The organism is Rhodovibrio sodomensis (genome assembly GCF_016583645.1).
In the GTDB taxonomy this organism is placed as follows: Bacteria; Pseudomonadota; Alphaproteobacteria; order Kiloniellales; family Rhodovibrionaceae; genus Rhodovibrio; species Rhodovibrio sodomensis.
In genome coordinates, this window is record NZ_NRRL01000006.1 from 35887 (window position 1) to 62714 (window position 26828).

General features: G+C 67.9%; 24 protein-coding genes. 18 read left to right on the forward strand and 6 right to left on the reverse strand.

Annotation, left to right across the window (positions count from 1 at the left end; all coding sequences use genetic code 11):
• The first annotated feature begins 17 nt into the window (after positions 1-17).
• The 8 genes from CKO28_RS04855 (at position 18) to CKO28_RS04890 (ending at position 8924) form a co-directional block, all read left to right on the forward strand.
• Entirely contained in the window at positions 18-2723 is a 2706-nt protein-coding gene (locus CKO28_RS04855) for a spermine/spermidine synthase domain-containing protein (RefSeq protein ID WP_200339405.1), read from the forward strand.
• A 30-nt stretch (positions 2724-2753) separates the two neighbouring features.
• Positions 2754-3257 (forward strand): NUDIX hydrolase, encoded by a 504-nt coding sequence (locus CKO28_RS04860; RefSeq protein WP_200339406.1) that lies wholly within the window; start codon positions 2754-2756, stop codon positions 3255-3257.
• Positions 3258-3317: 60 nt separating this feature from the next.
• Positions 3318-4415 (forward strand): DUF2336 domain-containing protein, encoded by a 1098-nt coding sequence (locus CKO28_RS04865; protein ID WP_200339407.1) that lies wholly within the window; start codon positions 3318-3320, stop codon positions 4413-4415.
• A 311-nt stretch (positions 4416-4726) separates the two neighbouring features.
• Positions 4727-5869 carry a Fic family protein gene (locus tag CKO28_RS04870; RefSeq protein WP_200339408.1) on the forward strand — a complete coding sequence of 381 codons (1143 nt, stop codon included), beginning with the start codon at positions 4727-4729 and terminating at the stop codon, positions 5867-5869.
• An 89-nt stretch (positions 5870-5958) separates the two neighbouring features.
• On the forward strand, positions 5959-6234 hold the full coding sequence (locus CKO28_RS04875) for a hypothetical protein (protein ID WP_200339409.1): 276 nt from the start codon (positions 5959-5961) through the stop codon (positions 6232-6234).
• A gap of 113 nt (positions 6235-6347) precedes the next feature.
• Complete coding sequence (locus tag CKO28_RS04880) at positions 6348-6923, forward strand: hypothetical protein (protein WP_200339410.1); 576 nt, start codon at positions 6348-6350, stop codon at positions 6921-6923.
• Positions 6920-7612 carry a hypothetical protein gene (locus CKO28_RS04885; RefSeq protein ID WP_200339411.1) on the forward strand — a complete coding sequence of 231 codons (693 nt, stop codon included), beginning with the start codon at positions 6920-6922 and terminating at the stop codon, positions 7610-7612. Before CKO28_RS04880 ends, CKO28_RS04885 begins: the two co-directional genes overlap by 4 nt.
• 106 nt (positions 7613-7718) lie before the next feature.
• Positions 7719-8924, forward strand: a complete 1206-nt coding sequence (locus tag CKO28_RS04890) for a hybrid sensor histidine kinase/response regulator (RefSeq protein WP_200339412.1) — start codon at positions 7719-7721, stop codon at positions 8922-8924.
• Here the strand turns inward: CKO28_RS04890 and CKO28_RS29075 are convergent.
• A complete protein-coding gene (locus tag CKO28_RS29075) occupies positions 8921-11311 on the reverse strand; it encodes an SPOR domain-containing protein (protein ID WP_200339413.1) in 2391 nt (796 codons plus the stop codon). The two genes, CKO28_RS04890 and CKO28_RS29075, sit on opposite strands and share 4 nt — an antisense overlap.
• Before the next feature lie 179 nt (positions 11312-11490).
• Here CKO28_RS29075 and CKO28_RS04900 point away from each other — a divergent pair, with 179 nt between their 5' ends.
• Positions 11491-11664 (forward strand): hypothetical protein, encoded by a 174-nt coding sequence (locus tag CKO28_RS04900; protein ID WP_200339414.1) that lies wholly within the window; start codon positions 11491-11493, stop codon positions 11662-11664.
• Here the strand turns inward: CKO28_RS04900 and CKO28_RS04905 are convergent.
• Genes CKO28_RS04905 through CKO28_RS04915 form a run of 3 tightly spaced genes read right to left on the reverse strand, consistent with a single transcriptional unit; the run spans position 11661 to position 14983 of the window.
• Positions 11661-13538, reverse strand: a complete 1878-nt coding sequence (locus CKO28_RS04905; protein WP_200339415.1) for a PAS domain-containing sensor histidine kinase — start codon at positions 13536-13538, stop codon at positions 11661-11663. The genes CKO28_RS04900 and CKO28_RS04905 overlap by 4 nt on opposite strands.
• 32 nt (positions 13539-13570) lie before the next feature.
• Positions 13571-13816 carry a DUF2312 domain-containing protein gene (locus CKO28_RS04910; RefSeq protein ID WP_200339416.1) on the reverse strand — a complete coding sequence of 82 codons (246 nt, stop codon included), beginning with the start codon at positions 13814-13816 and terminating at the stop codon, positions 13571-13573.
• Positions 13817-13876: 60 nt separating this feature from the next.
• Positions 13877-14983 (reverse strand): site-specific DNA-methyltransferase, encoded by a 1107-nt coding sequence (locus CKO28_RS04915; protein WP_200339417.1) that lies wholly within the window; start codon positions 14981-14983, stop codon positions 13877-13879.
• Positions 14984-15270: 287 nt separating this feature from the next.
• On the opposite strand from CKO28_RS04915, the gene CKO28_RS04920 reads away from it, so the two are divergent.
• The gene (locus tag CKO28_RS04920; RefSeq protein ID WP_200339418.1) at positions 15271-16704 is read left to right on the forward strand and encodes a class I SAM-dependent methyltransferase; all 1434 of its coding nucleotides are present in this window, start codon (positions 15271-15273) and stop codon (positions 16702-16704) included.
• A gap of 64 nt (positions 16705-16768) precedes the next feature.
• On the opposite strand, the gene CKO28_RS04925 is transcribed toward CKO28_RS04920, so the two are convergent.
• Positions 16769-18112 (reverse strand): OmpP1/FadL family transporter, encoded by a 1344-nt coding sequence (locus CKO28_RS04925; RefSeq protein ID WP_200339419.1) that lies wholly within the window; start codon positions 18110-18112, stop codon positions 16769-16771.
• Positions 18113-18285: 173 nt separating this feature from the next.
• Between CKO28_RS04925 and CKO28_RS04930 the strand changes: the two genes are divergently transcribed.
• The 5 genes from CKO28_RS04930 to CKO28_RS04950 all read left to right on the forward strand — a co-directional run bounded on the left by CKO28_RS04930 (position 18286) and on the right by CKO28_RS04950 (position 22703).
• Positions 18286-19677, forward strand: coding sequence for a sensor histidine kinase (locus tag CKO28_RS04930; protein ID WP_200339420.1), 1392 nt, complete (start codon positions 18286-18288; stop codon positions 19675-19677).
• A gap of 117 nt (positions 19678-19794) precedes the next feature.
• Positions 19795-20274: a hypothetical protein gene (locus CKO28_RS04935; RefSeq protein WP_200339421.1), complete on the forward strand. Its 480-nt coding sequence runs from the start codon at positions 19795-19797 to the stop codon at positions 20272-20274.
• Positions 20271-20615 carry a hypothetical protein gene (locus CKO28_RS04940; protein ID WP_200339422.1) on the forward strand — a complete coding sequence of 115 codons (345 nt, stop codon included), beginning with the start codon at positions 20271-20273 and terminating at the stop codon, positions 20613-20615. The genes CKO28_RS04935 and CKO28_RS04940 overlap by 4 nt, the downstream gene beginning before the upstream one ends.
• Before the next feature lie 92 nt (positions 20616-20707).
• A complete protein-coding gene (locus CKO28_RS04945; protein WP_200339423.1) occupies positions 20708-21583 on the forward strand; it encodes a thermonuclease family protein in 876 nt (291 codons plus the stop codon).
• A gap of 145 nt (positions 21584-21728) precedes the next feature.
• Entirely contained in the window at positions 21729-22703 is a 975-nt protein-coding gene (locus CKO28_RS04950) for a DUF2336 domain-containing protein (protein ID WP_200339424.1), read from the forward strand.
• Positions 22704-22729: 26 nt separating this feature from the next.
• Here the strand turns inward: CKO28_RS04950 and CKO28_RS04955 are convergent, their stop codons facing one another.
• Positions 22730-23332, reverse strand: a complete 603-nt coding sequence (locus CKO28_RS04955; RefSeq protein ID WP_200339425.1) for a PH domain-containing protein — start codon at positions 23330-23332, stop codon at positions 22730-22732.
• 185 nt (positions 23333-23517) lie between these two features.
• Here CKO28_RS04955 and CKO28_RS04960 point away from each other — a divergent pair, with 185 nt between their 5' ends.
• The 3 genes from CKO28_RS04960 to CKO28_RS04970 all read left to right on the forward strand — a co-directional run bounded on the left by CKO28_RS04960 (position 23518) and on the right by CKO28_RS04970 (position 26819).
• Positions 23518-24594: a sensor histidine kinase gene (locus tag CKO28_RS04960; RefSeq protein ID WP_200339426.1), complete on the forward strand. Its 1077-nt coding sequence runs from the start codon at positions 23518-23520 to the stop codon at positions 24592-24594.
• Positions 24595-24696: 102 nt separating this feature from the next.
• Positions 24697-25428 carry an N-6 DNA methylase gene (locus CKO28_RS04965; RefSeq protein ID WP_200339427.1) on the forward strand — a complete coding sequence of 244 codons (732 nt, stop codon included), beginning with the start codon at positions 24697-24699 and terminating at the stop codon, positions 25426-25428.
• 215 nt (positions 25429-25643) lie between these two features.
• Positions 25644-26819 carry an IS1595 family transposase gene (locus CKO28_RS04970; protein ID WP_200339428.1) on the forward strand — a complete coding sequence of 392 codons (1176 nt, stop codon included), beginning with the start codon at positions 25644-25646 and terminating at the stop codon, positions 26817-26819.
• Positions 26820-26828 lie beyond the last annotated feature (9 nt).

Consider the following 26828-nt stretch of genomic DNA (forward strand, 5'->3'; position numbering starts at 1 on the left):
CACCGATCGGATGTCCCATGCGCCGCTCACTCCTTCTCCTCGCCGCCGTCTCCGGCATCTGCGGGATCGCCTACGAGGTCCTGCTTGGCCGGATGATCTCCAGCTACCTCGGGCACACCTACCTGGTCAGTGCGGCCGTCCTGGCCGGGTTCATGATCGGCCTGGCCCTGGGCAACCTGCTGGCGCACCGCGCTCTGCGGTGGCTGCCACTGGTCGAGATCGGTATCGGCGCCTACGGCATCTCCGCCGCCGTCCTATTCCGTCACGGTTTCGAGGAGGTCGTCGGACTGCTCCCGGCGAGCGCGGCGGGGCCGGGACTGGTCGCGATGGCGCTGGTGATGGTGAGCGTGCCCGCGCTTCTGATCGGCCTCGCGGTGCCTCTGTTCGCTCTCCATCTTGAGCGACAGATGCCCGACACGGCGGGATCGCCAAGAGCGCGGGCCTTCCAGAACATCTACATCACATACAATCTCGCCGCCGCGGCGGGCGCGCTGGCGCTCGAGTTCCTAGTGGTAAGGACTATCGGACTGTCAGGCGCGATGATCGCGTTGGCGGTTACCAACGTGGCCGTCGGCGCCGCCCTCTGGTACCTCGGACCCAATCGCGACACGCTCGCTCAGCTCGCGTCGGCCGGCACTCGACCTGACGGCTACGCCCGCCTTGCCCTGTTCACGGCGGCCCTGGCAAGCGGCGTGTACCAGATGCTCGTCCTCAAGCTTACCGCGCTGGTGTTTGGTCCCGCCGGCCAGAATCTCGCGCTGGTCGTCGCTATCGCCCTGCTCGGTCTGGCCGCGGGCAGCTGGCTGTCCCGCTGGCGCCGGCTATCCTTCTCCGCCCTGTTAGCGAGCGCGGTACTGATCTTGCCGCTTGGTCTACTGACCCTGCGCCCGGCGATCGAACTGTGGAGCGAGTTCGCCAGCCTGGATATGCCGGAAGCCGCATTGCTGGGCGGCCAGTTTCTGGTTCTGCTCGTCGTAACCCTGCCCGGCTTCATTCTCTTGGGCGCGACCGTTCCGGTGATCCTGCGCTGTTACCCCGGGACCGACGCGACCCCGGGACGCGGCCTGGCGATCGCAAGCCTGGGCAACGGCATTGGTTTCCTCGCAACAGCACTGCTGCTGCACGCATGGCTTGGGGCCGCGGGTCTGGCAGTCCTGACCGTCCTTCTGCTTGTTACCGCCACTTGGCCGCTGACTCTGCGCCGAGGCCACCTCATCTGGCCTGTCGCAGCCACGGCCATCGCCGGTGGCATGGCCGCCCTTCTGCTGACCAGTTGGCCGCACACGTATCTAGCGATGGGCGCGAGCGAACTAGCGCGCAGGGACCTCGAACAGAGGATGACGCACATCGTCGATGTGAAAACCCTCCGCAGCTTCGACAACACTGTCAGCCTCGTGACCCACAAGCATGGGTTCATTCGGATGGTGATCAACGGCCATGGCGCGCTCGGCCTGGGCGTCGACGGGCGGGACCCCGAAGAGACCATGGTCGGCATGGCCCCCGCCCTGTTCTCGGACAGCCACGAGCACGCGCTGGTGCTCGGGCTCGGCACCGGCATTACGGCGAGCGCCGTCTCTGAGACCTATACGAAGGTCACGATCGTCGACTCCAACCCGCTTGCGGCCGAGATGCTGCCGCGCTTCGATGCCGGCAACATGGGGCTCGCCGAGCAGACCGACCTCGATGTCCGCACCCAGGATGGCTTCGTCCACCTGTTGCAAAGCGGCTCTTCCTACGATGCCATCGTCAACACCGTCGACAGCCCAGCCCACATGGCCGCGGCAAAACTCTATTCCCTGGATTTTCTCCGCCTGGCGAGCCGTCATCTCACGCCCGGCGGCGTCTATGCGACTTGGTTCGATTCCTCGATGCCGCTTGAGGCCCGGCATTCGCTCATTCTTGGCCTGAAGACCGCGTTCGCCGACTGCAGCTATCTGATGGTGAACAGCGGCTATTCGCTTGCGATCTGCGGTAACAGCCATCTCGGGGCCCCGGCGAGCGACGTCCCGTTCAGCGATCGCCTGCGCAACCAGCTTCGCAGTCTCGGGGTCGATCAGCGGGCCGAGGTTTTTCTCGGTTACCGGATCGCGGTGCGTCACCCGCTCGGCAAGCCGCCGGAAGGCACCCCCGTCAGCACCCTGGATAATCCGGAACTGGACTTCTTGATGGGGCGTCCAGGCGCTGATGACGACTTCAGCCAGCCCAGCTGGCATGTACGTCAACGCCAGCTGTTCAGCCGGCCGCGACCTGACGAACTGGAAGCCTGCTATGCGCAAAGCCTGCTTTCTTGGAACAGCCCGTGCATGGAGGCGCTGCAGCAGCGCCGCTGCATCCCCGACATGTGGCTCGCGCGACTTGCTCGCAGCCTGACCCCGCTGCCCGACATGGTGAGTCAGGTTGTCGAAATCGCCACCGCCCTGCACGGCCGCGGTCACCCAGATCTCGCCCGCGAGCTGCTGCGCGCCGTCGACGAAGTTCAGGTCCGTCATGCACTGTACCCGATCGACTATCACACACGGGTGCAGCATTACGCGCTCACACGCGTACTGGCGATGCCTGAACCCTCCTGGATAGAGCGGGTCGCCGATCCAGCGGCGGTACGCGCTGCCGCCGCCGACCGCGCCAAGCATGCGCGCATACTGGCAAGCCAAGCCTACGAAACCAGCGGCTACATCTACAAGCTTCCGATGACCGCCTGCCCGGCATCGGAACCCATCCATTAGCACATGAACATGCCCTCCAGGAGTTGAAGTATGCTCTACGTCGCCGGTTTCGCCTTCTCACCGGATGCCCGGAAGGTCGCCCTGATCCGGAAATCCAAGCCCGCCTGGCAAGCGGGTCTGCTGAACGCCATCGGAGGCAAGGTCGAGCCCGGCGAACGAGAGATAGACGCGATGGTTCGGGAGTTCGCCGAGGAGACCGGCGCCATGACCCGGCCAGCCGACTGGTCTCCGGTGGTCATGCTGAAAGGCAGCGAGTTCGAGGTCGCCTTCTTCCGGAGCTTCGCCGTGGAGCTCAGCGCCCTCCGCTCCATGGAGAGCGAACGCGTCGAGGTGCACGCCGTGCTCCCCGTGCCGCCGGATACCATTCCGAACCTGCACTGGCTGATCCCGCTCAGCCTCGACAACCTGTACCTGCCCGTCGATCTCCACGACGTAGGCGGCACCGAGGAGGGGCGCCCAACCCACCTGGCGACCGCGGTTTCGGCCTCGGGCCGCGTGACATCGCTCACGCCCCCGTCTCGCCTCTCGTGGTAAGCTCCTGTGACTGACCCGGAGCCATGCCCCACGAGGCGCGGGGTGATTTGAGGTAATGATGTGAGCGCATCCGACTTCACCGGCCACGAGATCGCCGCAGCCGTCCACACCCTGCGCCAGCGCGGCGACCTCGACGCCCGCGTGCAGCTCGCCAAGGCTGCTGCGCGGCGCCTGTCCCAGGCGCAGATCGCAACCGGCTCGCGCGACCTTGCACTCGCCTCGATCGCCGCACTCCTGGATGACGTCGAGATCCTCGTCCGAAGCACGCTGGCGCTGGCGCTGTGTGATGCCCCCGACCTCCCGGAGCCCATCAAACGACAAATCCTTGCCGACGTCGACCCGGTCGCGATTCCGTTCATCGAGCGTGCCAATAACCTCGACTCCGCGGAGCTGCGGGACCTGATCGACGCGGGCGGCACCCGACAGGCCGCGGTCGCGCGTCGACCGGATCTCACCGTCGCCCTGATCCACCAGATCCTGCAACACGGCGCCCCGCCCGCGATCGCCGCCCTGCTCTCGAACGCGAGCGCCGACATCGACGCCCGGGACTGCCGTGAAGCCATCCGCCGACACGCCAGCAACCCGGCGGTCGCGCGCAGCGCGGCCATCCGCTCAGATCTCAGCGATGCGGCCGTCGCCGACCTGCTGAGCCAGGCGGTCGATCATTGCGCCAGCTTGCTGGTGCAGAACTGCGATCTCCCCGCATCCGTCATCGACGACATCATCGTCCGCTCGAGCGACCGTGGCCTCGTCAGCCTGCTGCAGGCGCTCAGCGCCCGTCAATGCGGCCTCATGCTGGAGAAGCTCGTCGCGCGGGGACGGACCTCCCCGGCGCTCGCGCTCCGGGCGCTCCTGTCAGGCGATCGCCAGCTCTGCCTCGACGTGCTGGCGGCGTGTGCCGGCATGCCTCGGGCCGAGTTCCGCCATCAGATGGCCAAGGGCGAAGACTCGGCCAACCGCTTGCTGAAGCAGGCCGGGATCCACGCGGCCGGGCGTCGGCTGCTGCGCGCCGCGCTCAATGCGCAGCCGAAAACAGCGCCCCCGCATCAGGCCGGCTGTGACACGGACATCATGACGGCGGTCGCGAAGGTGCAGCCCGGGCTGGACCCCGCACATCCGGAGCGCTTCATGCGCTCTGCGGCCCAGCTCCTACGGTAAAAAACGCGAGTCCCGAGTCCGTGAGCGCTAAAGCTCCCCGCGCTCCTGAGTGAACCCACGAGCGATTACTTTTGACATTCCGGCTCTTCGAATGTAACCGAATTCGTGGTAACAAGCGGTCGCACATCCACTCTTTTTTGGTGAATCTGTACGCCGTCGTGACCGAGATATCTAGATTTTGTACCGAATGCGCAAACGCGAACGCTTGGCGTCGCCTCCATATCCCACCCGGTACGTGGATGATTCTGGGGACCGCCAGATCATCGAACAACGAGACGCCCCGGCTGGGGGGCATGCGGGGAGCACCGGCCATGTCATTCATTGCGCCGCCACCGGACGGGTTTGAGGCGACCCTCACATCCGAGATCCAGCGCTTCTATAACGAGTTCCAGAATCACCAGGCAGGCACAGCGATCCGGGGCCTGGAGCGCGCATATCAGCAGCTCTCCTTCTGGGCCGAGGCCGTCGCCAACGCACGGATCGAAGGCCACGATGTCGAGATCGACGAGCTCGCCCGCGCGAGCGTATCGCGCTACGGCAACGTGCCCCAGGCCATCAAGGCGGCCTCGAACCTCGGCCGGGCGAGCAACTACATCTCCAGCATGTACCGACCGGCGCTGCCGCTGGCCGAGCGCGCGAGCGATCCCGCCTTCGTCTCCAACCTGCATCACGTCGCGATGTCGGATGGCCTCCTGCCGGCCGACGACCTGGGGCGCTACCGGAGCCATCCCGCCCAGGTCAACGACCACCGGATCGGCCGGCCGGCCAACCGCGTCGCCCTGCCCGAGGAGATCGGGCCGTGGATGCAGCAGTGGTCGCAGGCCTACGATGCTAAGGCCTGGGTAAGCCGCCACCCGGTTCTACGGGCCGCCGCCGCCCATGCGAGTTTCGAGCAGATCCACCCCTACCGGGACGGCAACGGCCGGGTCGGCCGCCTACTGATCGATTCGATGCTGGCCGAGGACGGAATGCCGGCGCTGCCGATCTCAGCCGCGATCGAGCGGCAGCACCCGGCCTATCACGCCGCCCTGACCGATACGATCAAGACCGGAGACCACGCACCCTTCGCCCGCTTCCTGTTCGACCGCGCGACCCAGGCCATCCGTGACGTGCGCACCGGCGTGCGGGACCTCAAGACCGTGATGGGCGACTTGGAGACCGCGATGGCCAAGCACACGCGCCTGGAGGACCGAGATAGGAGGCTGGTCGCCATCGCCTTCTGCGGCATGCCGGTCAGCCTGCCCGGGATCCTGACCCGGCAGAGCGGCGTGGAGGTCGAGCGCGTGCGCGCTGGTCTGATTGGCATGGAGCGTGCGGGCGCGATCAAGCAGCGACACATCCTGGGTAAATCCGTCTACGTCAACACCAAGGCGCTCGACCTCCTTAATCGGGCCACCCAGCGCCAGGAGCCGCGGGGGCGGGAAGGCGACTGTCTTGCCGAGCCAGGAGCCTGAGTGTGCTAAAGATCACACTACAGCTGGAGCCGGAGCCGCATATCAAGCATGCAGCCCCGTCCCCAGCGTCCCAAAACACGGCCCCGTTGATGCTCGATTCTCACGATCCGACCGACCTGACGAACCGCACCGTCGAGACCGAGATGGATCCCGCCGTGCTGCGGCGTGCCCTCGCGATCGTGATGGCCCGCGGCATCCGCCAGGGCGAACGAAACGACCTGCCCTCAGAGGTCCTGGAAGAGATCCGGCGGATCGTCTGGATGATCGCCCACCTCGGGATCACGCCCTCGGACGAGGCGATCGGCCGCCTCGATCCCGACCATCTGAGCGAGCCGGCGGCCGGTCCCAAGGGCTTATCCTTTTAGAAACCGACGGCAAGCGAAAAAGTGCCTCTGGCGACCGTACAAGGTGGCTCGACCGATCCCAGTTCCCGGGTAGTGTCAAGCGCCGCCGTGCGCCACCCGCAGCAAGGTACACCATGTGCGAGTCCACTCACTACTGCGAAACCTGCCGCTGGCAGGGCTCCGACCCCGACAGCTTCGCGGCTGACGAGCGCGCCCAGGTCGCGCTCGCGCTGCAGCCGGGCGAGCGGATGCCGAGCGGCAAATGCCCGGCCTGCGCCGCCCCGACCTACCCCGCCGGCGTGTTCGCGGGTCAGCTCGATTCCAGCCCCGCTTCCGACGTTGAGACGCCGCAGGTCTGGGGTGTCTCGATAACCCGCATGAGCGAGAGCTACCTGCTGTTTCTGGAGCATCCCAAGGGGCACGGCTGCGAGCTGATGGTCGAGCTCGCGGGCGGCCGGCCCCAGGTGAGCTTCACGCCCTGGTCGGAGCCGGACGACTTCACCGAGGAGGAGCCGCTTGGGATCGTCAAGGTCGGTTGCGATCAGCTGCTCTTTTGGTCCGGCCGGCGCAACGTTTCCCCGGTCGTCTGCGCACGTCCCGACGTCACGCGCTGCAACTCGGCCATGACCCGCCAGGACTGGGACGCGCTGGTGGACTGGAACGACCTGCTGCCGGTGCAGTCGCTGCTCACCGACCGGAAGGCGTCATGATCGCACGCTGGATCCCGGCTCTCCTTTTCTCCGGCGCTTTGCTGAGCGGCTGCGGCCCGGACGAAGCCGAACGCACGGCGCAGGACCTGCAGGCCAGGGCCGAGGCGCTAAAAGCCGAGAGTGCCGAAGCGACCCCGCTCCTGCACGAGGTCCTGCTCGGTCCGCTTGCCAAGCGGTGCATCCCGCCCAGTGAGACTGGTCGCCTGACCGCGCTCGACGCGCGGGCTCAGGCCCTGGTCGAGCGCGCTGTCGAGGCAGATACCAAGGACCAGCGCGCGGCGATCAGGGCCGCACGCGAGGGTCTGGACCGCCTGCTCACGCGGCTGGACAAGCTGGAGCGCGTGGAACGCGCCCCGCTGGTCTGGCTCGATCGGGCGGAGGCGGCCCTGCTGCGCATCGCCCGTGCCTCGCGCTCGCTCGATCCGCTGATCGCCGGGATCGACGACCCCGCGCGCCTGCGCGCGGCGGAAGAGATGGCCGAACCGCTTCGCGAGTCCTTCGGCTCCGCGAACCGCCAGATGAAAGAACTCCGCTTCGAGATCCGCGCCCTGCGCAACGAGAACCTCGCCGATTGCGGTCTGATCGTCGATATCACGGAATCACTCGAGCAGCAGGCCCGGCGGACGGTGCTTCTGGCGACCGAGCTGGAACAGAACCTGAACCGTTCTGCCATCCCCATTCAAGATTGATGACGATCTACTGTATTTAGACTGCTCGGCGCGTTAAATGGCTTGACATAAACGGTTGTCTTCGCGAAACGATACGGGAGACCATCCGCCAAATCGGTTTTGAACGATGACCCAGCCCGACTCCTCCGACGCGACCTCCCCAGGCGCCGTGACCGCCCTTGTTGTCGAGGACGAGCGGCAGCTCCTCGACGAGATGGTCGAGGACATGGAGGATCAGGGCTATCGTGTCCTCGCGTCCGAGGACGGCGAGCAGGCGCTGGCGTTCCTCGACGAGCAGCATCCGGACATCATCATCTCGGACATCAAGATGCCGAAGATGGATGGCTACGAGTTGCAGCGCCGCATACGCGAGGATCACCCCCACCTTTCGAGTGTGCCGTTCGTGTTCCTGAGCTCCTACGCCACCAGCCAGGAGATCATCACGGGCAAGAAGTCCGGCGCCGATGATTACATCACCAAGCCAATCAACTACGAGCACTTCTACGCCACAATCGAGACACGGCTGCGCGAGGTGCGTCGGATCACCTCGCCCTACAATGCTCAGATCGAGGAAGCCCGACAGCAGATCCGCGATCTGAAAGAATCCGAGGATGCTTTCATCGAGCGCGCCGAGTCCCAGCTGCGCACGCCGCTGACGGGCATCATCGGCTACACGGAAGCCCTGCTCGCGGACCTCTTCGGTCCGATCGAGAACGCAACCCAGCGAACCTACCTGGAGATGATCCAGCGCAATGCGCGGGACCTGCTCGAGCGGGTCCCGCAGATCGGCACGCTGGCGCGCCTAGGCCGGACCGACGCCCAGCGGGTCGAGACTGAAGCGGTCTCTCCACGCCCGCTAGTCAACGAGGTTATCGATCGCTGCCAGTACCACATGCAGCAGCGTGATGTGAGCGCTAAGCTCGATCTCGATCGCGCCGAGCCGGTTCACGCCGATGCCGAAAAACTCGAGGAAGCCCTGTTCCACACAATCTTCTGCGCGCTCGGCGCGGCGGAAGAAAGCGCGGCCCTGATCATCACGGCCCGTGCGGCAGTCGATGGAACCGGCACCCTGGCGATCGCGGTCTCTCCCGCTCGGGACGACATGTCCGACCTGCCCGACCGGCTGGAGAAGATCGTGGGCGCGAACGCGAGCGAGCTCGCCGGGCGCGAGACCGAGGCGATAGCCCTGTTCCAGGCCCGCGCACTCGTCGAACTCCAGGGAGGCCGGTATCAGGCAGGTTTCGAGCGAAGCACGCGAACGCTGCACTTCAGCATCGAACTTCCGAGTGACTCGGACGGCGAAACCGGGCAACCGCTGCGCGCGGCCAGCTAGTTCCCGCGCACCCAGCAGTCCGTCAATCGAGACGGGATGGCGGCACAGAAGTTCTCGGCGTCAATTCGCCCCTCGAACCCGGGCAGGATCACCGCGAAATAGGTGGCCGAGCCGGACAATCGGCGCACCTCCAGGAGCGGCCGATCGGCCATCCACTCCCGCAGCACGCTGGACAGGCGATCCCGCTCGAGCTGCGCCGGCGCGCTGTCCCGGAACGACGCCAGCTGCACGAAGACGCCCGCCGGTGCGCCAGAGGCGATACCCTCCCCGCGCTCGGTATCCAGCATCTGATCCAGCCCGGCCAGGACTTCGCGCTCGACCGCCCGCAACCGCGCCAGTTCGGCCGACTTGAGCGCATGACGACTCACCCGCGCTATCACCCGGTCGTCGGCGTCATTCGCGATCTCGGACGGCGCCGGAGACTCCGGAGCGGCCGTAAACGACCCAAGGGCTGGATCGATCGCCGTGAGTGCGATCGGATCGCTGACGCTGACCGCCGGCGCAGCAGAGCCCCCATCACGCGCCGCTTCCGCAGTCTTGCTGACCGCATCCGAACGTCTTAGCCCCTTGGCGGTTGGCTCGCTACCGGCCTCAGCTGGCCCGAACAAGGGCTCGACGTCGTGCGCCTGCTCGGGCTCAACGACCATCTCAGCATCCAAGCGCGCGATCGCCCGGCCGTCGGTCGATGGGTGCACGATCAGCGGCTGCGGTTCCGGCGCGGGCCCAACCTCGATCGCGGGCTCTGGCACCCACGCATCGCCCAGCTCCGGGGGTTCCGTGCCCTGGCGCGTGTCCATGTCATCTGTCTCAACGCCGAGGCTCGAAGGGGGATCAAGCGGGGCGTCCGCGGGCGACCCTTCGCCTGGCGCGGGGTCGGCCGCCAGGCCGTCGCCTGGGTCCGTTGCTTGTGTGGGAATGTAGGCGTTGACGCCGAGTTCCCCCACAATCTGCATGCTCTTGATGAAGTCGAACTGCTGGTCTCTGCTGGCTGCCGCACCGAGCACGGATGCCACGGTGCTTTCCGGGATTGGCTTCACCGCAGGCTCCGTCTTGTCGCTGGACGCGGCCGTCCCGATCGCACTGCTGGCCGCTTCTTGACCAGCGGAAGCGGTCTGCGTCACCTCGGCTGTGGCGGGCTCAACCCGCTCCAGCCCGCGGCTCTCGATACCAATCTCAGACAGGATGGCGAGCGTGCGCTCATAGTCGTCCTGGGGAGAAGGCCCCTCGATCTGGCTCAACGCGGCCTCGACGCCGCGCCCGGCCCGGATCACCTCCTGCCAGGCCGGAACAACCCGCCAGACAACCATGCCTTCCGGCAGCTCCACCCGCCCGATCTGCGCAACGGGCTTCGGCGGCGGCGGCAAGGGCACGGCCAGCGTTTCCCCCGACTGTACCGGCCCATCCTCCTGAGGGCTTTGAATCGTGCCATCGACCCACTCCTCCGGCGGGACATCCGCTGGGACCGGCTCACCCGCGATCACCCTCTCCTCCGCCGGTGACGGCGCACGCGCCGCGGCGCGCCTGCTCTCCTTCTCCTGCAGGCGTGCGCCCGCAGCGAGCGATGCCTCGCAATCGCGCACGCGCATCAGGGCGCAAATCGTTCGAGCCTGCCCCACGCTCTCTATGCCAGTCAGGGCCAGAAAAAACCCTGGGCCGGCCTTGGGGTGCTCGATCGGATGGATCTCGGGGATCACGTGCGTCATGGCGGCACCCGACCGCCCGCTCGCCGCCGCAAAGGCCCGCAGTAGATCGGCCGTGGTCGTGGCAAAACCGATGATCAGCGAGCGGCCCTCCCCGCCCGGTTGCGCGAGCGGCGTCGCACCAACCGACGCGGACGGCGCCGCCCCCGGGTTGTCGAGGTCGACCGGCCTTTGGGGAATTTCGGCTAGGGCGCCGCGGCGCTCTGACGGGCTGACGATCCGGCGCTCCACGCTTGCCGGAAGGATCCCGGTCATACTGGGGACCTCGGGAAGCATACCCTTTCGTGCAAAGGCCCGGTACGCCGCGGCACGCGCTTGCAGACCGGCGACGACGCTGCGGGTTACCTCGTCTGTTCCCGGCGGCATCGGAACCGGCAAGCCTTCCACCAGTCGAAGGAACTCGCCAGCCTTACGCTCCCCGACACGGGCTTCCTCGATCAGGCGCGCGAGCGCGATCCGCGCCCAGAGATTGCCGGCATCTGACCACCTTCGGAGCTGTCGTAGCGCTTGGGTGTCCTGCTGGGGGCGTGCCTCGTCCGCCAGGCGCTCGGCCGTGGTCAGGGCCGCGTTGTTGGCGGAGGCCACACTCAGCCTGTCGAACTCGTCGATCAGGGGGCGCGGAAGGTCCGGCGCGGCCATCGTGAGGGCAGCGCCGGCCGCGAGTGCCGCGAGAATCGGGAACGTCACTTAAGTGCTCCTGCATAACCGTAACGACAGGAAAATGGGAGCGCTTCGACCGAATTGGTCGGGATCGGTATCGCGGCTCCGGGCTGTCGGGAAAATCGACGGCCCCGTGACTCTCGTCACTTCGTCCCGCCCCGGACCGTGCGACCTTCAGGCTCTCAACCCGACCTGGAGACCGCGAGATGCACACCAGCTCTCAGTCGCACCGCATGAAACCCGCCCGCCACGTCCTCGCCGAGCGCTACGGCTCCCAGCTCGCACGTCGCATGCTGGAAGCCGCGGCCCGGGACGCCGGTCTCGCCGAACCGCGGCCGCTTCAGGACGACGACCATCTGGCCGCGGACGCGCTGGCCTAACCCACGAGCTTCAGGTGTGGCGGGGCGGCCGTGGGCTCGGCGCCGGCCTGCCCCGGAAGGAGCACCCGGACCCGCGTGCCCTGACCGAGGGTGCTCTCGATCCGGACCTCGCCCCCGTGCAGCTGCGCGAAGCGATCGACCAGCGAAAGCCCGAGGCCCACGCCGTCATGCTTACGGGCGAGCGATCCGTCGGCCTGGCCGAATGGCTTCAGGACCTTCTCGATCTGGTTTGCCGCGATCCCGATCCCCTCGTCGCACACGCTGAGGTCGAGCAGGTCACCGTCGAGCGCAGTCTCCACCCGGACCCGGCCACCCGGATCGGAGAACTTGACGGCGTTGCCCACCAGGTTGAGCACGATCTGCCGCAGCCGCTGAGGGTCCGCCAGGACAGTCGGGAAGTCGGCAGGGACGGCGTTCACCAGCTGGATTTCCTGGCGGTTCGCCGCGGCCTCCATGAACCGGAAGCAGCTGCGCACCTCCGCCGTGAGATCGACCTCCTCGATGGCGAGCTCGATGCGTCCGGCCTCGACCTTGGACAGGTCGAGGATGTCGTTGATCACCTTGAGGAGGTGAGAGCCGCTGGCTGAGATGTCGCGGGCGTACTCTGCGTACCGCGGGTCCAACGGGCCCCAGATCTCACCCTTCATCATGTCCGAGAAGCCGATGATCGCGTTCAGGGGCGTGCGCAGTTCGTGGCTCATGTTGGCCAGGAACTCGCTCTTCGACTTGTTCGCCTCGACCGCCTTTTCCTTGGATCGCTTGAGTTCCCGCTGCGCCTCGCGCTCAGCGGTCACGTCGTTTCCGGCGCCGCGATATCCCAGGAAGGCCCCGGACCGGTCGAACACCGGCTTGCCGCTAACCCGCACGGTGCGGACCGCATCTGCGAGCGGGATCTCGTATTCCACGTCACGGAACACCTCGCGCCGCGCCATCTTCGCATCGAGCTGTCGCAGCGCGCCTTGGGTGCGCCCGGTTCCGGGATCCACCCAGGCCCCCTGCTGGCGCGTCATCCCGAGCATCTGCTCGACCGGAACGCCGGTCACGACCTCGAAGCGCTCGGAGATGTAGGTGAAGCAATGCTCGGTATCGGTCTCCCAGAACCAGTCGGCCGCGCATTCGGCCAGGTCTTGGAAGCGCCGCTGGCGCTCGATGAGGGTCTGCTCGCTCGCCGCGGCTTGCGCGAGGGTGCGGCGCCCGAGCCAGACCCCGAGACCCGCGAGTACGGCGGTGCCCGAGACGATTCCCACAATCAGCCAGCGCCGGATCATGCGGGCCGCTTCGCCCATCGCCACGGAGAAGCGGTCCTGCTCCCGTGTCAGCTGCGCGTCCAGGGCATCGATCCGGTCAAGCCACGCGCTCGCCCGGGCACCTGCGCCATCACCGACGTCTGGCCGGAAGGCTACGATCTCTGCCGCCAGCGCCTGCATCTCCGCGATCAGGTTGTCCGCCCTGCGCCAAGCGGTGACCGCATCGGCGAAGGTGTCGCGGCTCGCGACCACCGGGTAGAAGGCGATCATCAGGCCGGCGTCGGCCGGGTGGACGCGCGCATCTGTCAGCAGATCGCGGGCGAGATGGCCCGGGATCTCGGGCGCTCGGAGAATGATGTGGGCCAGGGCGATGTTCTTCGGGATCGCGATCTGGCTGCGGTACTGTGCGAGCGCCAGTTCCTCGCCAGTGCGCACGTAGCGCCGGAGCGCGCTCGCCGCCCGCTGCTGCGCCTTGGTGTACTCGCCCTCGCCGTCGACGTAGCCGCGGACGGTGTCCATCAGGCCGATTCCACCAACCCCGGCCGCCATGACCAGGACCTGGAGACTGACCAGGATCGCGATCAGACCTACGATCAGCCGACCGGTGCGCTGAGATATCTCCGTCATGGCGGGCATCCGCTCTCGGGCGCGTTGCGCGTCTACTCCATCCCGATCGCCGTCTTGTAGACATGCAGGAGCTCTTCCTGCTCGGACCGGTCCTGCTCGTCCTTCTTGCGCAGCGCGATCAGCTGACGCATCACCTTGGTGTCGAAGCCGTTGGCCTTGGCCTCGGAGTACACCTCGCGGATGTCGGCCTGCAGGTTGGCCTTCTCCTCCTCCAGCTTCTCGATCCGCTCGATGTAGGACTTCAGCTGGTCGCCGGTGATGCCTTGGGTGTCGGCCATCTCTCGTATCCTTCTCCAGGGTCAGGGGATGTCGCTATAGGGTAATTGGGACCGGTTATGTTAATCTGGGGTTTCGTGTCGGGACATTTCTTCCGTCATCGTGCTTTCCGCCGCGGAGGCGCGCATCGCACGGAGTGTGTCGAGCGGCGCCCATGAGCCATCCCGCTCGACCCGCCAGAAGTCCCAGCCGTTGCAGCTTTCACGGCCCTGCAGTTGGGCGCCCAGGGCGTGGATGCTCCCGGCCGAGCCCGCGCTGACCAGCTTGCCATCGGCCCGCACCTGCGCGACGAAGCGCCCGCAGCGCGAGCGCACCTCCTGGCCCGGGGCGATCCAGCCCTCCTCGACCAGCGTCGCCATCGCGATCCGGCGGTCCGCCCGGGGCGGCCGCACCTGAACGAGACTGTCGGGCAGCTCGCCCGGGGCGATCGCCTCGATCCGCTTGCGGGCGGCCGTCAGGTAGCCCGGATCGCGCTCGATGCCGACGAAGCGCCGCCCGAGCCGGTGGGCAACCGCACCCGTCGTGCCGGTGCCGAAGAAGGGATCCAAGACCGTGTCGCCGGGATTGGAGCTCGCGAGCAGAACACGATAGAGCAGGGCTTCGGGCTTCTGAGTGGGGTGCAGCTTGTTGCCCTCGCCATCCTTCAGGCGATCCGTGCCCTGCACGATCGGTAGCTCCCACCAGTTGCGCATCTGGCGGTCGTCGTTGAGCGACTTCAGCGCATGGTAGTTGAAGGTGTAGGGGCGGCCCTTGTTCGGCTGCGCCCAAATCATCGTCTCGGTGGCGTTCTGGAAGCGCTTGCCCCGGAAGTTCGGCATCGGGTTGGTCTTCGCCCAGTGGACGTCACCGAGCAGCCAGAACCCGAGGGCCTGCAGCTGATAGCCGACCTGGTAGATGTTGTGGAAGCTGCCGATCACCCACAGAGTTCCGTCCGGGCGCAGGACACGGCGCGCGGCGGAGAGCCACGCGCGGGTGAAATCGTCATAGGCCGCGTGGCTATCGAACCGGTCCCAGTCGGCGTCGACGCCCGCGACCGACCCCCCGCCCGGACGCTTCAGGCCCGCGCCCAGCTGAAGGTTGTACGGCGGATCCGCGAACACGAGGTCGACGCTTGCCTCGGGCAGCTCGCGCATCCGGGCGACGCAGTCGCCGAGCAGGTACTGGTCCATCTGGTTGGGTCCATTCATCTGGTCATGGACCGTAAATGGGTATCGCTCGACCGTATTGGCCGCGCCCAGTCGGACATCCGCGCATACACCGGCGGACGCCGGGACCGGGAGCGGCGCCGGGACGGGGCCCGCCAAGACGGGGCAATCGTCCGTGCAGACAAGTCCAGGAATGTCCGGTTTATTTCCGCTCAAATCCAGACATCCGCGTAGCGACCCGACCCCCAGCCTATACCTCCCCTTCCGAGGCCGGCGAGCAAGGCGCCGGCACTCGGTCAAGGAGAGATCAGGTGCGCGAGTACGAGGACCTCCCGGGTGAAACCGGGCAACGGATGTTCTATGTCGAGGAGCGGCGGCCGGCCCGGGCGGTGTTCGACCGGAAGATCCCCGACCTTTTCGTGAACGGTCAGCTGGCCGGATTGCACGAGATCTGGCGGCGCGGCGTGAGCGGACGGCTTCGCCAGGACGCCGAGCGGCCGTTGCGCCAGGGCCAGACGGTTCATCTGGAGCTGATGATCGACGGCCGGGTTCTGCAGGCGGCCGACTCCTACGTCAGTGATATCGCGGATGCGCAGACGCAGGGCGCGGTCATCGAGTTCACGCTCTCCCGCGGCTATCTCGACCTCGAGACCCTGGGTCGGGCGCAGGAGCGGATGGCGATCGCCGGAATGATGCGTGCCGCGCAGGCCCGGATCTCCGATGTGCCGCCGACTTACCGGGAGCTGTGCGCCGAGGCCGTGCATCTGATGCGCGCCTGGCGGTCGACGCTCTCGCAGATCGACAACGCCGAGCTGGCGCCGGCGGACGCCCGCGCGCTGCTCGACGAGATCACGCCCCAGGTCGTCGACGCCTGGCGGCCTCTTGTCTCCCGCGCCAACGCGCTCGTGGCGCCCGGGGTCGACGATCCCCGAAACCTGGCGGCCATGAAGGCCTTCACCGAGACGATCGTGACCCCGGAGTTGCTCGACGGCCCGCTGTGGGCGCGCACATACCACAAGCCGCTCGGCTATCCGGGCGACCGGGTTGCCATGGAGTACAGCTACGCCGGCACGGATGCGGGCACCACGCTCTACGGTCGGCTGTGCCACCGGCTTGGCCTCGCGCTGATGCGCTGCGTCGACACCCGGCGCGCGTTCGCCGAGGAGATGATCCGCGAGATGGCCGGGCGCCCGGGCGCGACGGCGCCGTTACGGGTCACCAACATCGGCTGCGGGAGCGCGCGCGAGGTTCGCAATCTCGTCCAGGAGACGCTGCCGCGGCAGCTCGCCTTCTCGCTCCTCGATCAGGACCGCGACGCCCTCGAGTTCGTCCACCGCGACACGCTCCCGAGCACCCTGCGCGAGGACAAGCCGGCACAGGTCGACCTGATCCACGCCTCGTTCCGGCAGCTGCTGCGGTCGGGCGAGCTGGTCGGCAAGCTGCCGCCGCAGGACATGGTGTATTCGCTGGGCCTGATCGACTACTTGACCGAGGCGCGCTGCCGCGCTCTGGTCAACTCCCTCTACGGCCTGCTCGCACCGGGCGGCCGGCTGCTGGTGGCCAACCTGCGGCGCGGCCCGGACTCCACCTACTGGCCGACCGAGTTCCTGGTCGACTGGCGGCTGGTGTGGCGGAACGAGGACGACATGACCGCGATCGGACGGGATATCCCGGAGGCGTGCCGGCGGACGGCCGTCGACGAGACCGGCCAAATCGTCTTCCTGATCGCCGATAAGCCAGCCTGAGCGAGAGCGTCCCGGCCACCCCGGAGCGGCGGACTCGCGTCCAGGGCGACCAGAGACTCGCGGGCTAGAACGCGATGCGCAGCGTGACGGAGACGATGTCGAAGCTGTTCTCGACGTCCGCGTCGAGGCTGCCGCGCTGGGCGTTGCCCGGCTGGCTGGCGTCGAGCGAGATCCTCCCATCCGCCATCCAGACGTGCGCGTAGGCGATATCGAGATCGATCCAGCCCACCGGCTGCCATCCCGCGCCGAGGCCGAGCCAGGTCCGGTCGGTATCCGGGATCCGCGGGTTGCGCGTCTTGGCCGGAACCGGCGACTGGTCGTAGGCGACGCCGGCGCGCAGCGTCCACTCTGGGTCGACCGCCCATTCGGCACCGGCCGCGACGAACCAGGTGTCCTCCCAGTTCTTCGACGTGACGTCATCGCCCTGCAGGGGATTGGCGAAGTCCGCGCGCAGCTCGTCGAGCCGGCTCCAGCGCGTCCACTCCGCCTCGCCCAGCAGCGTAACACCGGACCCGATCTCCTGGCGAAGACCGAAACCAATGACCTCGGGCGTGGTCAGGTCTGCGGTGAACCCCGTATCCTGCAGCTGGCCGGTCGCGCCCCGGATCGCCGTCGTCAGCCCGGAGCCGTCGGCCGTGAAGTCCGCCGTCCCGGAGAGCTCGTGATCGATCTTGGAGCGGTAGGACAGTCCGAGCGTCGTGCCCTTGAACGGCCGGTACGCCGCGCCCAGCGTAAAGCCGACGCCCCAGTCGTCGCCCTGCAGATGGGCGTGCGCGTCCTGCATGCCGGGCCTCGCGCCGGGGATGCCTAAAGCCGCACCGACGCTGCCGACGTCGATCGCGTTGGAGAAGGTGCCGTCAACCTGCTGGACCTGCAGTCCGGCCCCGAAATGCAGTTGCTCGCTGGCGCGCCAGGTCACCTGCGGCTGCACGTTGAGCGAGACCAGCTCGGTCTCGTCGGCGTGATACCGGCCGGCCCAGTCCCGGCCGTGCTCGGTGCGCAGACCCCACGGCGTGCTGACCGAGATCCCGAGGACCACGTCGTCGTCCAGCTCGCCGGCGATCACCAGGCCCGGGATCACCGCGACGGGTGCCGCGTCCCGGCTGTCGCCGCCGCCGGCCGGCGTCCCGGCCGCCGTGGTCGCATGTGCATCAATCGCGTCGGACTGGATACCCAGGTAGCCCAGGCTGAGCACGCCGTCGACGTCCGTCGCTTGGCCCAGGGCCGCCGGGTTGTGGACCGCGCCGCTGATGCCATCAGGCGCGCTCTTGCCGGCGAGGGCCGTCCCGGCCTGCTGGCCGCCGTAGTTGCGCAGCCGGTAGCCGGAGGCGTCCGCTGACGGAATGTTAATCGTGAAGAGACTTACTGTGGCGAGCAGAAGGCCGCCGGTACGAAGGGTCTGGCGCATGTCACGTCCTGTGGCTGGGTGGCGTCGTACCGGGGAACTGGGATCGGATCGACGAACTGGCGTATTCGATAGCCTCGGTCCGGTAAAAGGAGCATAAACGACCGACACCCCAGATCCCGAAACCGGTCCCATTTAACGCGCAGGACGCCCCGCATCGCACGAGCCCGACACGCATGAGCATGACCGACGCGAACCGTGACCGCCTCCATCCGCTGACGCTGCGCTTCGCCGATCCGGATCTCGAAGCCCGTTACTGGCGCGAGCAGATCGACCGGGGAGTCGTGACCATCCGGGCCTGCCTGGTCGCCGCGGCGTTCCTCTACGCGAGCTTCCTGCTGCTCGACCTGCACGCGGTGGAAAACAACCTGGACAGCGTACTGGCCCTGCGCCTGGGCGTTGCCTTCCCGGCGATCCTGGCGGCGGCCGGCCTGACCTTCCTGCCCATCTTCCGGCAGCGCTCCCAGCTGATTCTCAGCGCCGCCACCCTGACCGCCGGCCTCGCCGTGGTAATGATGTGCGCGGTCGTCGACGGCGCGCTTGCGGAGAAGTACTACGCCGGCCTGATCACGCTTGCCATGTTCGGGTCGAGCGTGATCCGCCTGCACCACGTCTACGCCCTGATGTCCTCCCTGACCACGGTGGCCTGCTATCTCCTGGTCGCGACGCTAATCAATCCGATCCCGTGGGATACGCTCGTCATCAACGGCTTCTTCCTGATGACCGGCATCGGTTTCGGCGCGTTCGCGAACTACGCCATCGAACACGCCCTGCGTAGCCGCTTCCGTGGCGAGATCAAGCTGGAGATGGAGAAGGAGCGCGCCGAGACCCTGCGCGATCTCGCGGAATCCGCCAGCAAGGCCAAGAGCGAGTTCCTCGCCACGATGAGCCACGAGCTGCGCACGCCGCTCAATGCCGTGATCGGCTTCTCGCAGATCCTGCGCGACGGCGTCTTCGGCGAGTTGGGCGAGCAGAACCGCGGCTACGCCGAGCACATCAACGAGAGCGGCGAGGCCCTGCTCCAGATCATCAACGACATCTTGGAGATGTCCCGCGCGCAGGCCGGACGGCTCCAGATCAAGGAGGATGAGGTCCAGGTCGACCGGCTGTTCGAGGCCGTCGCCGCGCGCTGGCGCCCGCACGCTGAGTCCCAGGGCCTCCACCTCGACGTCGACCATGGCGCCCGCGGCACGCTCATAATCGCCGACCGCAAGCTGCTCGAGCAGGCCATGAACAACCTGCTGTCGAACGCCTGCAAGTTCACGCGCCCTGACGGGCGGATCCGCTTCGTCAGCCGGATCATCGACGGCGCGCTCGAGATCGAGATCGCCGACACCGGTATCGGGATCGACCAGGAGAACATCGACCTCGCGCTCGCCCCGTTCGGGCAGGTCGAGTCCGCCCACGCACGCAGCGCCGGGGGATGCGGCATCGGACTGCCCCTAGCCAAGGCGATCATGGACCTGCACGACGGCGCGCTCGCGATCGACAGCGTCGCGGACGCCGGCACCACGGTGAAACTCCACCTGCCCGCAGCCCGCATCCAGGTTCAAAGCGAAGCGGCCTAGGTCCCGCGCCGACCTCGCGCGCTTCACTCACCGGCCGGTTCTTGGCACACTCCGGTTGGCCGGATGCCGCGAAGCTCCTTCGGAACCGCATCCGGGCTCACGGGATGCGAGGTGACGATGTCCGAGGTGGCGCTCTACGTTCCGCGCCCGGGCGCGCTGGTGCAGATCCATCGGGGTTCGGCGGTCGCCGGCACGCCCGGGGTCGATGGCATCTGCGTCGACTTCGAGGGCCGCGGCGACACCTTCGAGGATCGCCTGATCCATGCGGCCGGCCGGCATGTCGCGCGCTACCCGACGATTGCCCGCGCCCGGCTGCCCGAGACTGCCCTGCTGCAGGTCGGCACGGCCACACATCGCCCGGAACTGCATGCCTGGATCGTCACCGAGATCACGGACCCGGGCGCGCTCCGGACCTGGCTCACCCCCGAAGACCTCCCCGAGATCGGCGGCTCGTTCGCGCTCCGCCAGCGGGCCGCGGGCATCAACGCCGCGCGGTTGCCGGCGACCGTCGTGGCCGACTTGCAGGCCCGCCATCCGAGCGTGGAGCTGATCGACCGGATCAACGCGCACGCGCTGCATGCCGGGGGCTCAGCTTGAAGCCCGACTACAGCGAGCCCGAGCGTTTCGCCGCCGCCCAGCAGGCCCTGGCCGGCCTTATCGAGCGCGTCCCCAAAGCATCGGAACTGGCACCAAAGGCCCGCACCCCGATCGCCGGCCACGTGCTCAGTTGCCTGCGGCGTGACAACCTGCAGGCGCTCTATTTCTACCAGGACCCGCGCGGCCGGCATCACGCCGACCTGCTCCTGCGTCGGACAGCGCCTGGCCTGCCGCGGCTGATCCGCCTCGCCGGCGACGGGCTTGCCAGCCGAGAGGCGGCCGAACAGGCCGCCCTTCAGCTGGTTGGCGCGGCCCTCGCCCGGACGCAGCCCGGCACCTGAACGGCTCTGCCGCCGCCGGGCGCGCGGCTCGCGTTGCGCCCGCACCCGCCGCCGCCATCTCCAGATTGACCCCGTTGTCTGGAGACCGCGACATGAGCGCGCCACGCCGGATCACGCCGCAGAACGTCGGCGACCTGAAACGCATCCTGAGCGACCCCGATACCCCGGCGCTGGGTCTGCCGGTCGCGGCCTTCGCGGCCAGCGGCGCGGTCTCCCGGGAGTTAGCGGATCTCGACAAGAAGGCGTTGCGCCGGCTCTACGAGGGGACGCGCGACCTGCGCCGGCGGCTGGAAGGCGACAAGGATTACGACACGCTGCGTGGCCTGCGCCTCGCCGACCGTCTCGAACTGGGCCGCCGCGCCGTCGCCATGGCGGCCATCTGCTCCGGTGTGATCGATGCCCGCACGGCCGCGGAGGACGCCCGCCCGCTCGTGTCCGATCAGGCCAAGGCCCTCGATCCCGCCTACCGCCACGATCCCGGCGGACACATCCAGGAACAGCGCCCGCAGCAGCACGCCGAGTTCCTGAGCGGCCTGCGGATCGGCTTCTTCGGCCGCCTGCTCGGGCGCGCCCGCTCGGCCGGGGCGCTGGCGGTGATCGACGGCGACAGTGTGCGCATCGACGGCAGCATCAATGCGCGCCTGCACGGGCTGGACGCCCCGGAAGCCAAGGACCCAGGCGGGCGCCGGGCAACCCAGCACCTCAAGACCCTGACCGAGGGCAAGGCCCTGACCTACAAGCCGCGCGACACCGACCCCTACGGACGCACGGTGATCACCCTGTACGCAGACGGCGTTGACGTGAACCGGCAGATGGTGGCCGACGGCTACGCCCGGGCCTACAGCCGGTATTCCAGGAAGTACGTCCTGACCCAGATGAAGGCCGCCGTACAGCGCAGGGGCCTCTGGGCCAAGGGCTGGCTCAAGTCCCCGGAAAAGTCCCGCCGGGCCGCGGAAGCGCAACGGTAATTCCGCGCTTCCGTTAACTCCATGGCAAAAAGCGTAGCGTAGTGGTGGACCGCACTACGGTTGCTGCCACCGAAAAAAACGCGACCAGCCGCTGGCAGTGAACCCACTTTCGACCCAGATCAGACCGTGGACGGGAGCGACCAGGATGTTTGCCCAGCAGATCCAGCAGGAGGTCGAGCGGGACTTGAGCGCGCGCAGCGGAACGGAGCGCACCGAGATCGCCCGGCGGGTGGTGACCCAGTTGGAGACCGCCCAGCTCGCCCGGGACCGGATCGCGGCCGAGCATGTTGCGCGCGTGCTCGCGAACGACGCGCTCCAGGCGGTGCGTCTGGCGCTCATGGAAGGCGTCAAGCGCTCCCGTTTCCTGCCCAAGGATGTTGCGCGCCGGATCGCCCATGACATCGCCGGCATCGCCGCGCCCTTCCTGCGGGTGACCGACGTCTTCAGCGAGCCGGAGCTCGCCGAGATCGCGCTGACTATCGAGCAAGAGGCGCGCGTGGGGTTGGCCTCCCGGGACGAGGTCCCGGCGGTGCTCGCCGACACGCTGGTGGACATCGGCCCGACCTCGGCCGTCAAGACGCTGGCGGAGAACCAGGGTGCCGAACTCACCGCGGGCTGCCTGGCGCAGGTGCTCAACACCTACTCGGCCGACAAATCGCTGATGGAGACGCTGGCCCTGCGCGGCGACCTCCCGACCGGCGTCGTCGGCCAGCTGCTGTCGCGCATCTCCGAGCGCGCGCAGGAGAAGCTGGCGCGAACCTACCGCATGGTCGACTTCACCTCCCCTGTCGCGGTGGAGGCCCGGACACTCGCGCTGGCCCGGATGATCGCGACGGTCCCGGCCGAGCAGGCCCCCAGGATCGCGGCCAACCTGCGTCAGAACCGGGAGCTCACGCCGGAGCTGATCTTGCGCGTGGCCGAGAAGCGGGTGATCCACTTCGTCATCGCGGCCCTGTCCCTGCTTGCCACGGTCCCGCGCAGCGAGGTCGCCGAGGCCATCACCCACCGCAACGACTACGACCTCAAGTCGATCTGCGAGCGCGCCAACGTCGGCGCGCATTACACCGATAAGCTCATCGCCGAACTGCGAACCCACGATCCGGACGTCTCGGCGGCCTGAGGCCGCGCACGTCAGGGCGCGCGGCCTTACAGCACGCCCGTGCCCTCGAACTCGCGATAGCCGAAGCGTCGCTGCTCGGACTTGTTGAGCTCGTGCAGCAGGGCCTGCAGGTCGATGCAGTTCGGCTGCGCCGCCAGTTTCAGCACGGGCGTCGTCCGGTCCACCGAATGAACGTCGAGGTGGCCGAGTCCACCCAGGACCCGGAGCCAGATCGGCTTGCGGCTATCGAGGTCACGCACCCGGTGCATCTCGATCTGGTCGTGATAGCGGTTGAGCACCCCGCGGTGGACGAAGATGCGTTGGGTGGTCACCTCGTAACGCGTGCACAGGATCTCCAGCGTGCGCCAGGCCGGTAGCAGCAGCACGCCACCCACCACCGCGAGCGGGACCCAGGCCGGCCAGCCAAACTCGAAGCCGCCGACGCCACCGCGGTAGGCCAGGATCGCCACGTCCCGCTCGATCCAGGCCAGGCCCTTGCACGCGAGCCACGCGACCGCGATCGCGCCCAGCCACGCCCAGAGCGTCGAGCGCACCGCAGGCCGGCCCGCCCAGACGAGGCGCTCCACCGGCTCCGGCCGTCCGTCGTCACCCAGATCCGGGTAGTACTGAGAGTTTCCGACCTCGTCCATGACCCCTGGTCCCTTCTGCCTTCATCGCTGCGCCGGCCGCCGGCGCAAGTGCTGAGGGATATGGTGGCCGAACGCTGGATCGCGCCTTAACCCGATTGCAACCTGCGCGCGGCGACGAGAATGCGGTTGCATCTTTGAGGCACGTAGTCCACGGTAAGGGTGGCAGACTCACTTATCGGACGGGCATGACAGACAGGGAAGTCGAGATGCTGGTCGAGGCACTCGGCGGGTTATCGTTCGAGACCGACCGGAACGGGCGACTGCTGACACTGGGCCCGGAAGCCGCGATCCATGCGCTCGATCCAGCTTCGCTGGTCGGCCAGCCGGTCTGCGCCGGCCCGTCCGACTGTCCGGGCCGGCAGAAACTGCTCGACGGGCTGAGCGCGGGCGACGGCACAGGCGCGGTCCGGGTCTCGGTCGGGTTCCTGGGGCTCGACTCTCCCTGTGCGGTCACTCTCCGGCCGTGCGCGGCCAACGACGCGACAGGTATGCGGTTTCGCGGCTACGCCGTACCTGCCCACGCGGCCGACCGCCGCGGGCAAACGCACGCCCCGGCGCATCTGGAGGCGATCTCCCGGCTCGCGGGCGGCGTCGCTCATCAGATGAACAACGCCCTGCAGCCGATCCTGCTGCTGAGCGAGCACCACCTCGATGAGGTGTATCAGGACGCGGAATTACGGGAATCTCTGCTCGAGATCCGCGCCTGCGCCGTACGCGCCAGTGCCGTCGTCAACGGGCTCCTCGAGTTCAGCCGCCAGGAGCCGGCACGTCGCGAACCACGGCCCCTGGCGGGCGCGGTGGCCGAGGCGCTCGATCGGATCGTGCCGGGCATCGACGGCCTTGACCATCCGGCGCGTGTCCTCCCTGAGGTCGGTGACGCGGCCGTCGACTCCGAGCTGCTGGCGCGTGTCGTCGAGGAGCTGCTGCGCAACGCGGTCCAGGAGGCGCCGGCGGGCAGCTCGGTCACGGTGCGACTGACCCAGCGGATGATCCAGCACGAGGATGTGCCGCACCTCGCACCCACCTCGGGCCCGCACGCGGAAATCTCGATCGAGGACCGCGGGCCGGGCATGCCACGGGACGTCGCCGTCCGGTCGATCGATCCCTTCTTCACCACACACCCCGACCACGCCGGCCTCGGCCTGAGTGTCGCCCACGCCCTGGCGCGGCGCATGGGCGGCTGGCTCAGCCTCCGGTCCCGGGACTGGGGCGGCACACACGCCGTCCTGATGCTACCACTGAACCGCGCGCCATCCAGCTGATCCGGGCTCGGCGGCCGCCGAGCCTGCGCGTCCGGTCGGTCCAGCTTCGCCAAGCGCGCCCATCTCCCCGTTGTCAATTGGCACAGCCGCAACGGGGGCCGCATGGCCAAGCCGCTTCACTCCCGCCTCCACTGCCCTCACCTCAAGGACTTCTGCCGGACCCTGTCGGCCCTCCCGGGCCACAGGAACATCCGCGACCACTACTGCGACTTCCTCGAGGCAAGCCTGGCAAGCCTGCACAGCGTCTCCCTCAAGCTCGCGGGTCGGGACCCGACGCCGATGGACCGCGCTTACGCGGGTGTGCGCCAGCGCGCTGGTGCGGCGGTCATGCAGGCCTATGCGCAGATGTTCTCCCACCTGGCTAGCAGCCTGGAGGCGCGCCCGCGCGATGCCTTCGGCGAGCTGTTCGGCGCGCTCGATCTCGGCGTCGGCGAGGCCGGTCAGTTCTACACCCCCTTCGAGGTCTCCCAGTTCCTGGTCCAGGCCAACCTGACCGACATCGAGTCCGTGATCGCCGAGAAAGGCTTCTTCACCGTGGCGGAGCCTGCGGTCGGCGCCGGCGGCATGCTGATCGCGGTGCGCAACGAAATGGTCGCCCGCGGGCTCTCTCCTCACCGCCAGTGCCTCGCGGTCGGCGTCGACATCGACCGCCGGGCGGTCGCGATGGCCTACATCCAGACGACCCTCCTGGGACTCGCGACCGTCGTCGTGCACGGGGACGCGCTCAAGCTCGACCTGCAGGCGGAGTACCCGAACATCTTCGCCCAGAAGTTCGTGACACGGGGGTTCGATACGCGTGATGCCCTGGGCGGGCTCACACGGCCAGGCGGCTGACCGCAACCCCCGATAGATCCCACCTGACTCAAATTCGAACGGACTTATCACCCAAACAAAGGCGCTCAAGTGGCTTGAGCCCGGTTGTCGTCGCAAATTCAGTGAGATAGCACCGATCCGGCACGCCGCCAAAATCGTCTGACGACGTCAAGTTCCAATCAACGAGGCTTGCCTCATATGTAGTGGTCCTTTGTCAGACAATCCGGGGTGCCACGATGACCGAGGAGACGACGTCCGTCTGGCCGAAGGCCGGCAAGGGGCGGGCGTACCAGCATAGCGCGGATCTGCTGCAACAGGCGCTTCCGGACGAAGACGCCTGCTGGACCTTTCTGGAGGATGCCCGCTGGCGCGAGGGCCGATACTGCCCGCACTGCGGCTCCCTGGAGAGCTGGTCGATCCGCAGCGCGGCCGCGCGCGCCGGCCTTTACGAGTGCAAGGGCTGCCACCGGCAGTTCACCGTCACCACGAAGACGCCGCTGCACGGCACCAAGCTGCCGCTCTGGTGGTGGATCAAGGCGATGTGGCTGATGCTGTCGTCGAGCAAGGGCGTGTCCTCGGTGGTGCTCGGCCGCTGGGTGGGCGTGCCGCAGAAGACCGCCTGGCGGATAATGCAGGTGCTACGCGAGCTGTTCGCCGTGGCCGAGTGGTGCGGCGATCGGCTCAAGGGGCTGGTCCAGGTGGACACCAAGTACGTCGGCGGCGCGCCGCGCCGGAACAAACGGGTGAAGCACAAGCGCGGCCGCGGCACACAGAAGCCGCTGATCGTGGTCGCCGTCGACCAGCGCGGCTTCGTGCGCAGCCAACCGATCCGCTCGGAGAGCGCGGCGAACATGAAGGCGTTCTTCGAGCGCGCGATCGATCCCGGTGCGACGATCGTCAGCGACAAGAGCCCCGCGATCGCCGTGCTGGCGCGGGGCTATGCCGGCCACGTCGCGCTCGATCACTCGCAGGATCAGTTCGCGCTGGGCGGCTACCACACCAACACTGCGGAGGCGTTCGCCTCCACCGTGGAGCGGGTGCTGATCGGTGTGTACCACCGGATGAGTGGCAAGCACCTGTTTCGCTACGTCGGCGAGACGGCCTGCCGGTGGAACCGCAAGGAAGAAGTGGAGAACGAGGACGGCGAGCCGACGGGCGTGTTCGTCCGCCAGCACGGCCAGCGGGCCATCTCGGAGATGCTGGGCCACGCCACGGGCGTCGAACTGCGGCGCACGCAGGTCGGCGGGGTGAAGTACCCCGGGGATCCGGAGCCGCTGCCGCGTCGGCTTCGCTATCAGCGCCTGCGGGCCGAGAAGGCCCGGCGGGAGGCGCGCCCTCTACTGGGGATGGGTGAGGCCGCGTTGCGACAAGTCGTAAGAATCGGCAGCGGGCGACGCGTGATTACCCATTAACAACGTCTA

Excerpts from the sequence above, each read along its gene's own strand:
- CKO28_RS04910 (WP_200339416.1), bottom strand. The coding sequence starts at position 13,816 with ATGGCCGACACCCAAGGCATCACCGGCGACCAGCTGAAGTCCTACATC.
- CKO28_RS04930 (WP_200339420.1), top strand. The coding sequence starts at position 18,286 with ATGAGCATGACCGACGCGAACCGTGACCGCCTCCATCCGCTGACGCTG.
- CKO28_RS04890 (WP_200339412.1), top strand. The coding sequence starts at position 7,719 with ATGACCCAGCCCGACTCCTCCGACGCGACCTCCCCAGGCGCCGTGACC.
- CKO28_RS04875 (WP_200339409.1), top strand. The coding sequence starts at position 5,959 with ATGCTCGATTCTCACGATCCGACCGACCTGACGAACCGCACCGTCGAG.
- CKO28_RS04935 (WP_200339421.1), top strand. The coding sequence starts at position 19,795 with ATGTCCGAGGTGGCGCTCTACGTTCCGCGCCCGGGCGCGCTGGTGCAG.
- CKO28_RS04855 (WP_200339405.1), top strand. The coding sequence starts at position 18 with ATGCGCCGCTCACTCCTTCTCCTCGCCGCCGTCTCCGGCATCTGCGGG.
- CKO28_RS04885 (WP_200339411.1), top strand. The coding sequence starts at position 6,920 with ATGATCGCACGCTGGATCCCGGCTCTCCTTTTCTCCGGCGCTTTGCTG.
- CKO28_RS04945 (WP_200339423.1), top strand. The coding sequence starts at position 20,708 with ATGAGCGCGCCACGCCGGATCACGCCGCAGAACGTCGGCGACCTGAAA.
- CKO28_RS04970 (WP_200339428.1), top strand. The coding sequence starts at position 25,644 with ATGACCGAGGAGACGACGTCCGTCTGGCCGAAGGCCGGCAAGGGGCGG.
- CKO28_RS04860 (WP_200339406.1), top strand. The coding sequence starts at position 2,754 with ATGCTCTACGTCGCCGGTTTCGCCTTCTCACCGGATGCCCGGAAGGTC.
- CKO28_RS04925 (WP_200339419.1), bottom strand. The coding sequence starts at position 18,112 with ATGCGCCAGACCCTTCGTACCGGCGGCCTTCTGCTCGCCACAGTAAGT.
- CKO28_RS04950 (WP_200339424.1), top strand. The coding sequence starts at position 21,729 with ATGTTTGCCCAGCAGATCCAGCAGGAGGTCGAGCGGGACTTGAGCGCG.
- CKO28_RS04870 (WP_200339408.1), top strand. The coding sequence starts at position 4,727 with ATGTCATTCATTGCGCCGCCACCGGACGGGTTTGAGGCGACCCTCACA.
- CKO28_RS04915 (WP_200339417.1), bottom strand. The coding sequence starts at position 14,983 with ATGGACCAGTACCTGCTCGGCGACTGCGTCGCCCGGATGCGCGAGCTG.
- CKO28_RS04960 (WP_200339426.1), top strand. The coding sequence starts at position 23,518 with ATGACAGACAGGGAAGTCGAGATGCTGGTCGAGGCACTCGGCGGGTTA.
- CKO28_RS04955 (WP_200339425.1), bottom strand. The coding sequence starts at position 23,332 with ATGGACGAGGTCGGAAACTCTCAGTACTACCCGGATCTGGGTGACGAC.
- CKO28_RS04965 (WP_200339427.1), top strand. The coding sequence starts at position 24,697 with ATGGCCAAGCCGCTTCACTCCCGCCTCCACTGCCCTCACCTCAAGGAC.
- CKO28_RS04880 (WP_200339410.1), top strand. The coding sequence starts at position 6,348 with ATGTGCGAGTCCACTCACTACTGCGAAACCTGCCGCTGGCAGGGCTCC.
- CKO28_RS04905 (WP_200339415.1), bottom strand. The coding sequence starts at position 13,538 with ATGACGGAGATATCTCAGCGCACCGGTCGGCTGATCGTAGGTCTGATC.
- CKO28_RS04900 (WP_200339414.1), top strand. The coding sequence starts at position 11,491 with ATGCACACCAGCTCTCAGTCGCACCGCATGAAACCCGCCCGCCACGTC.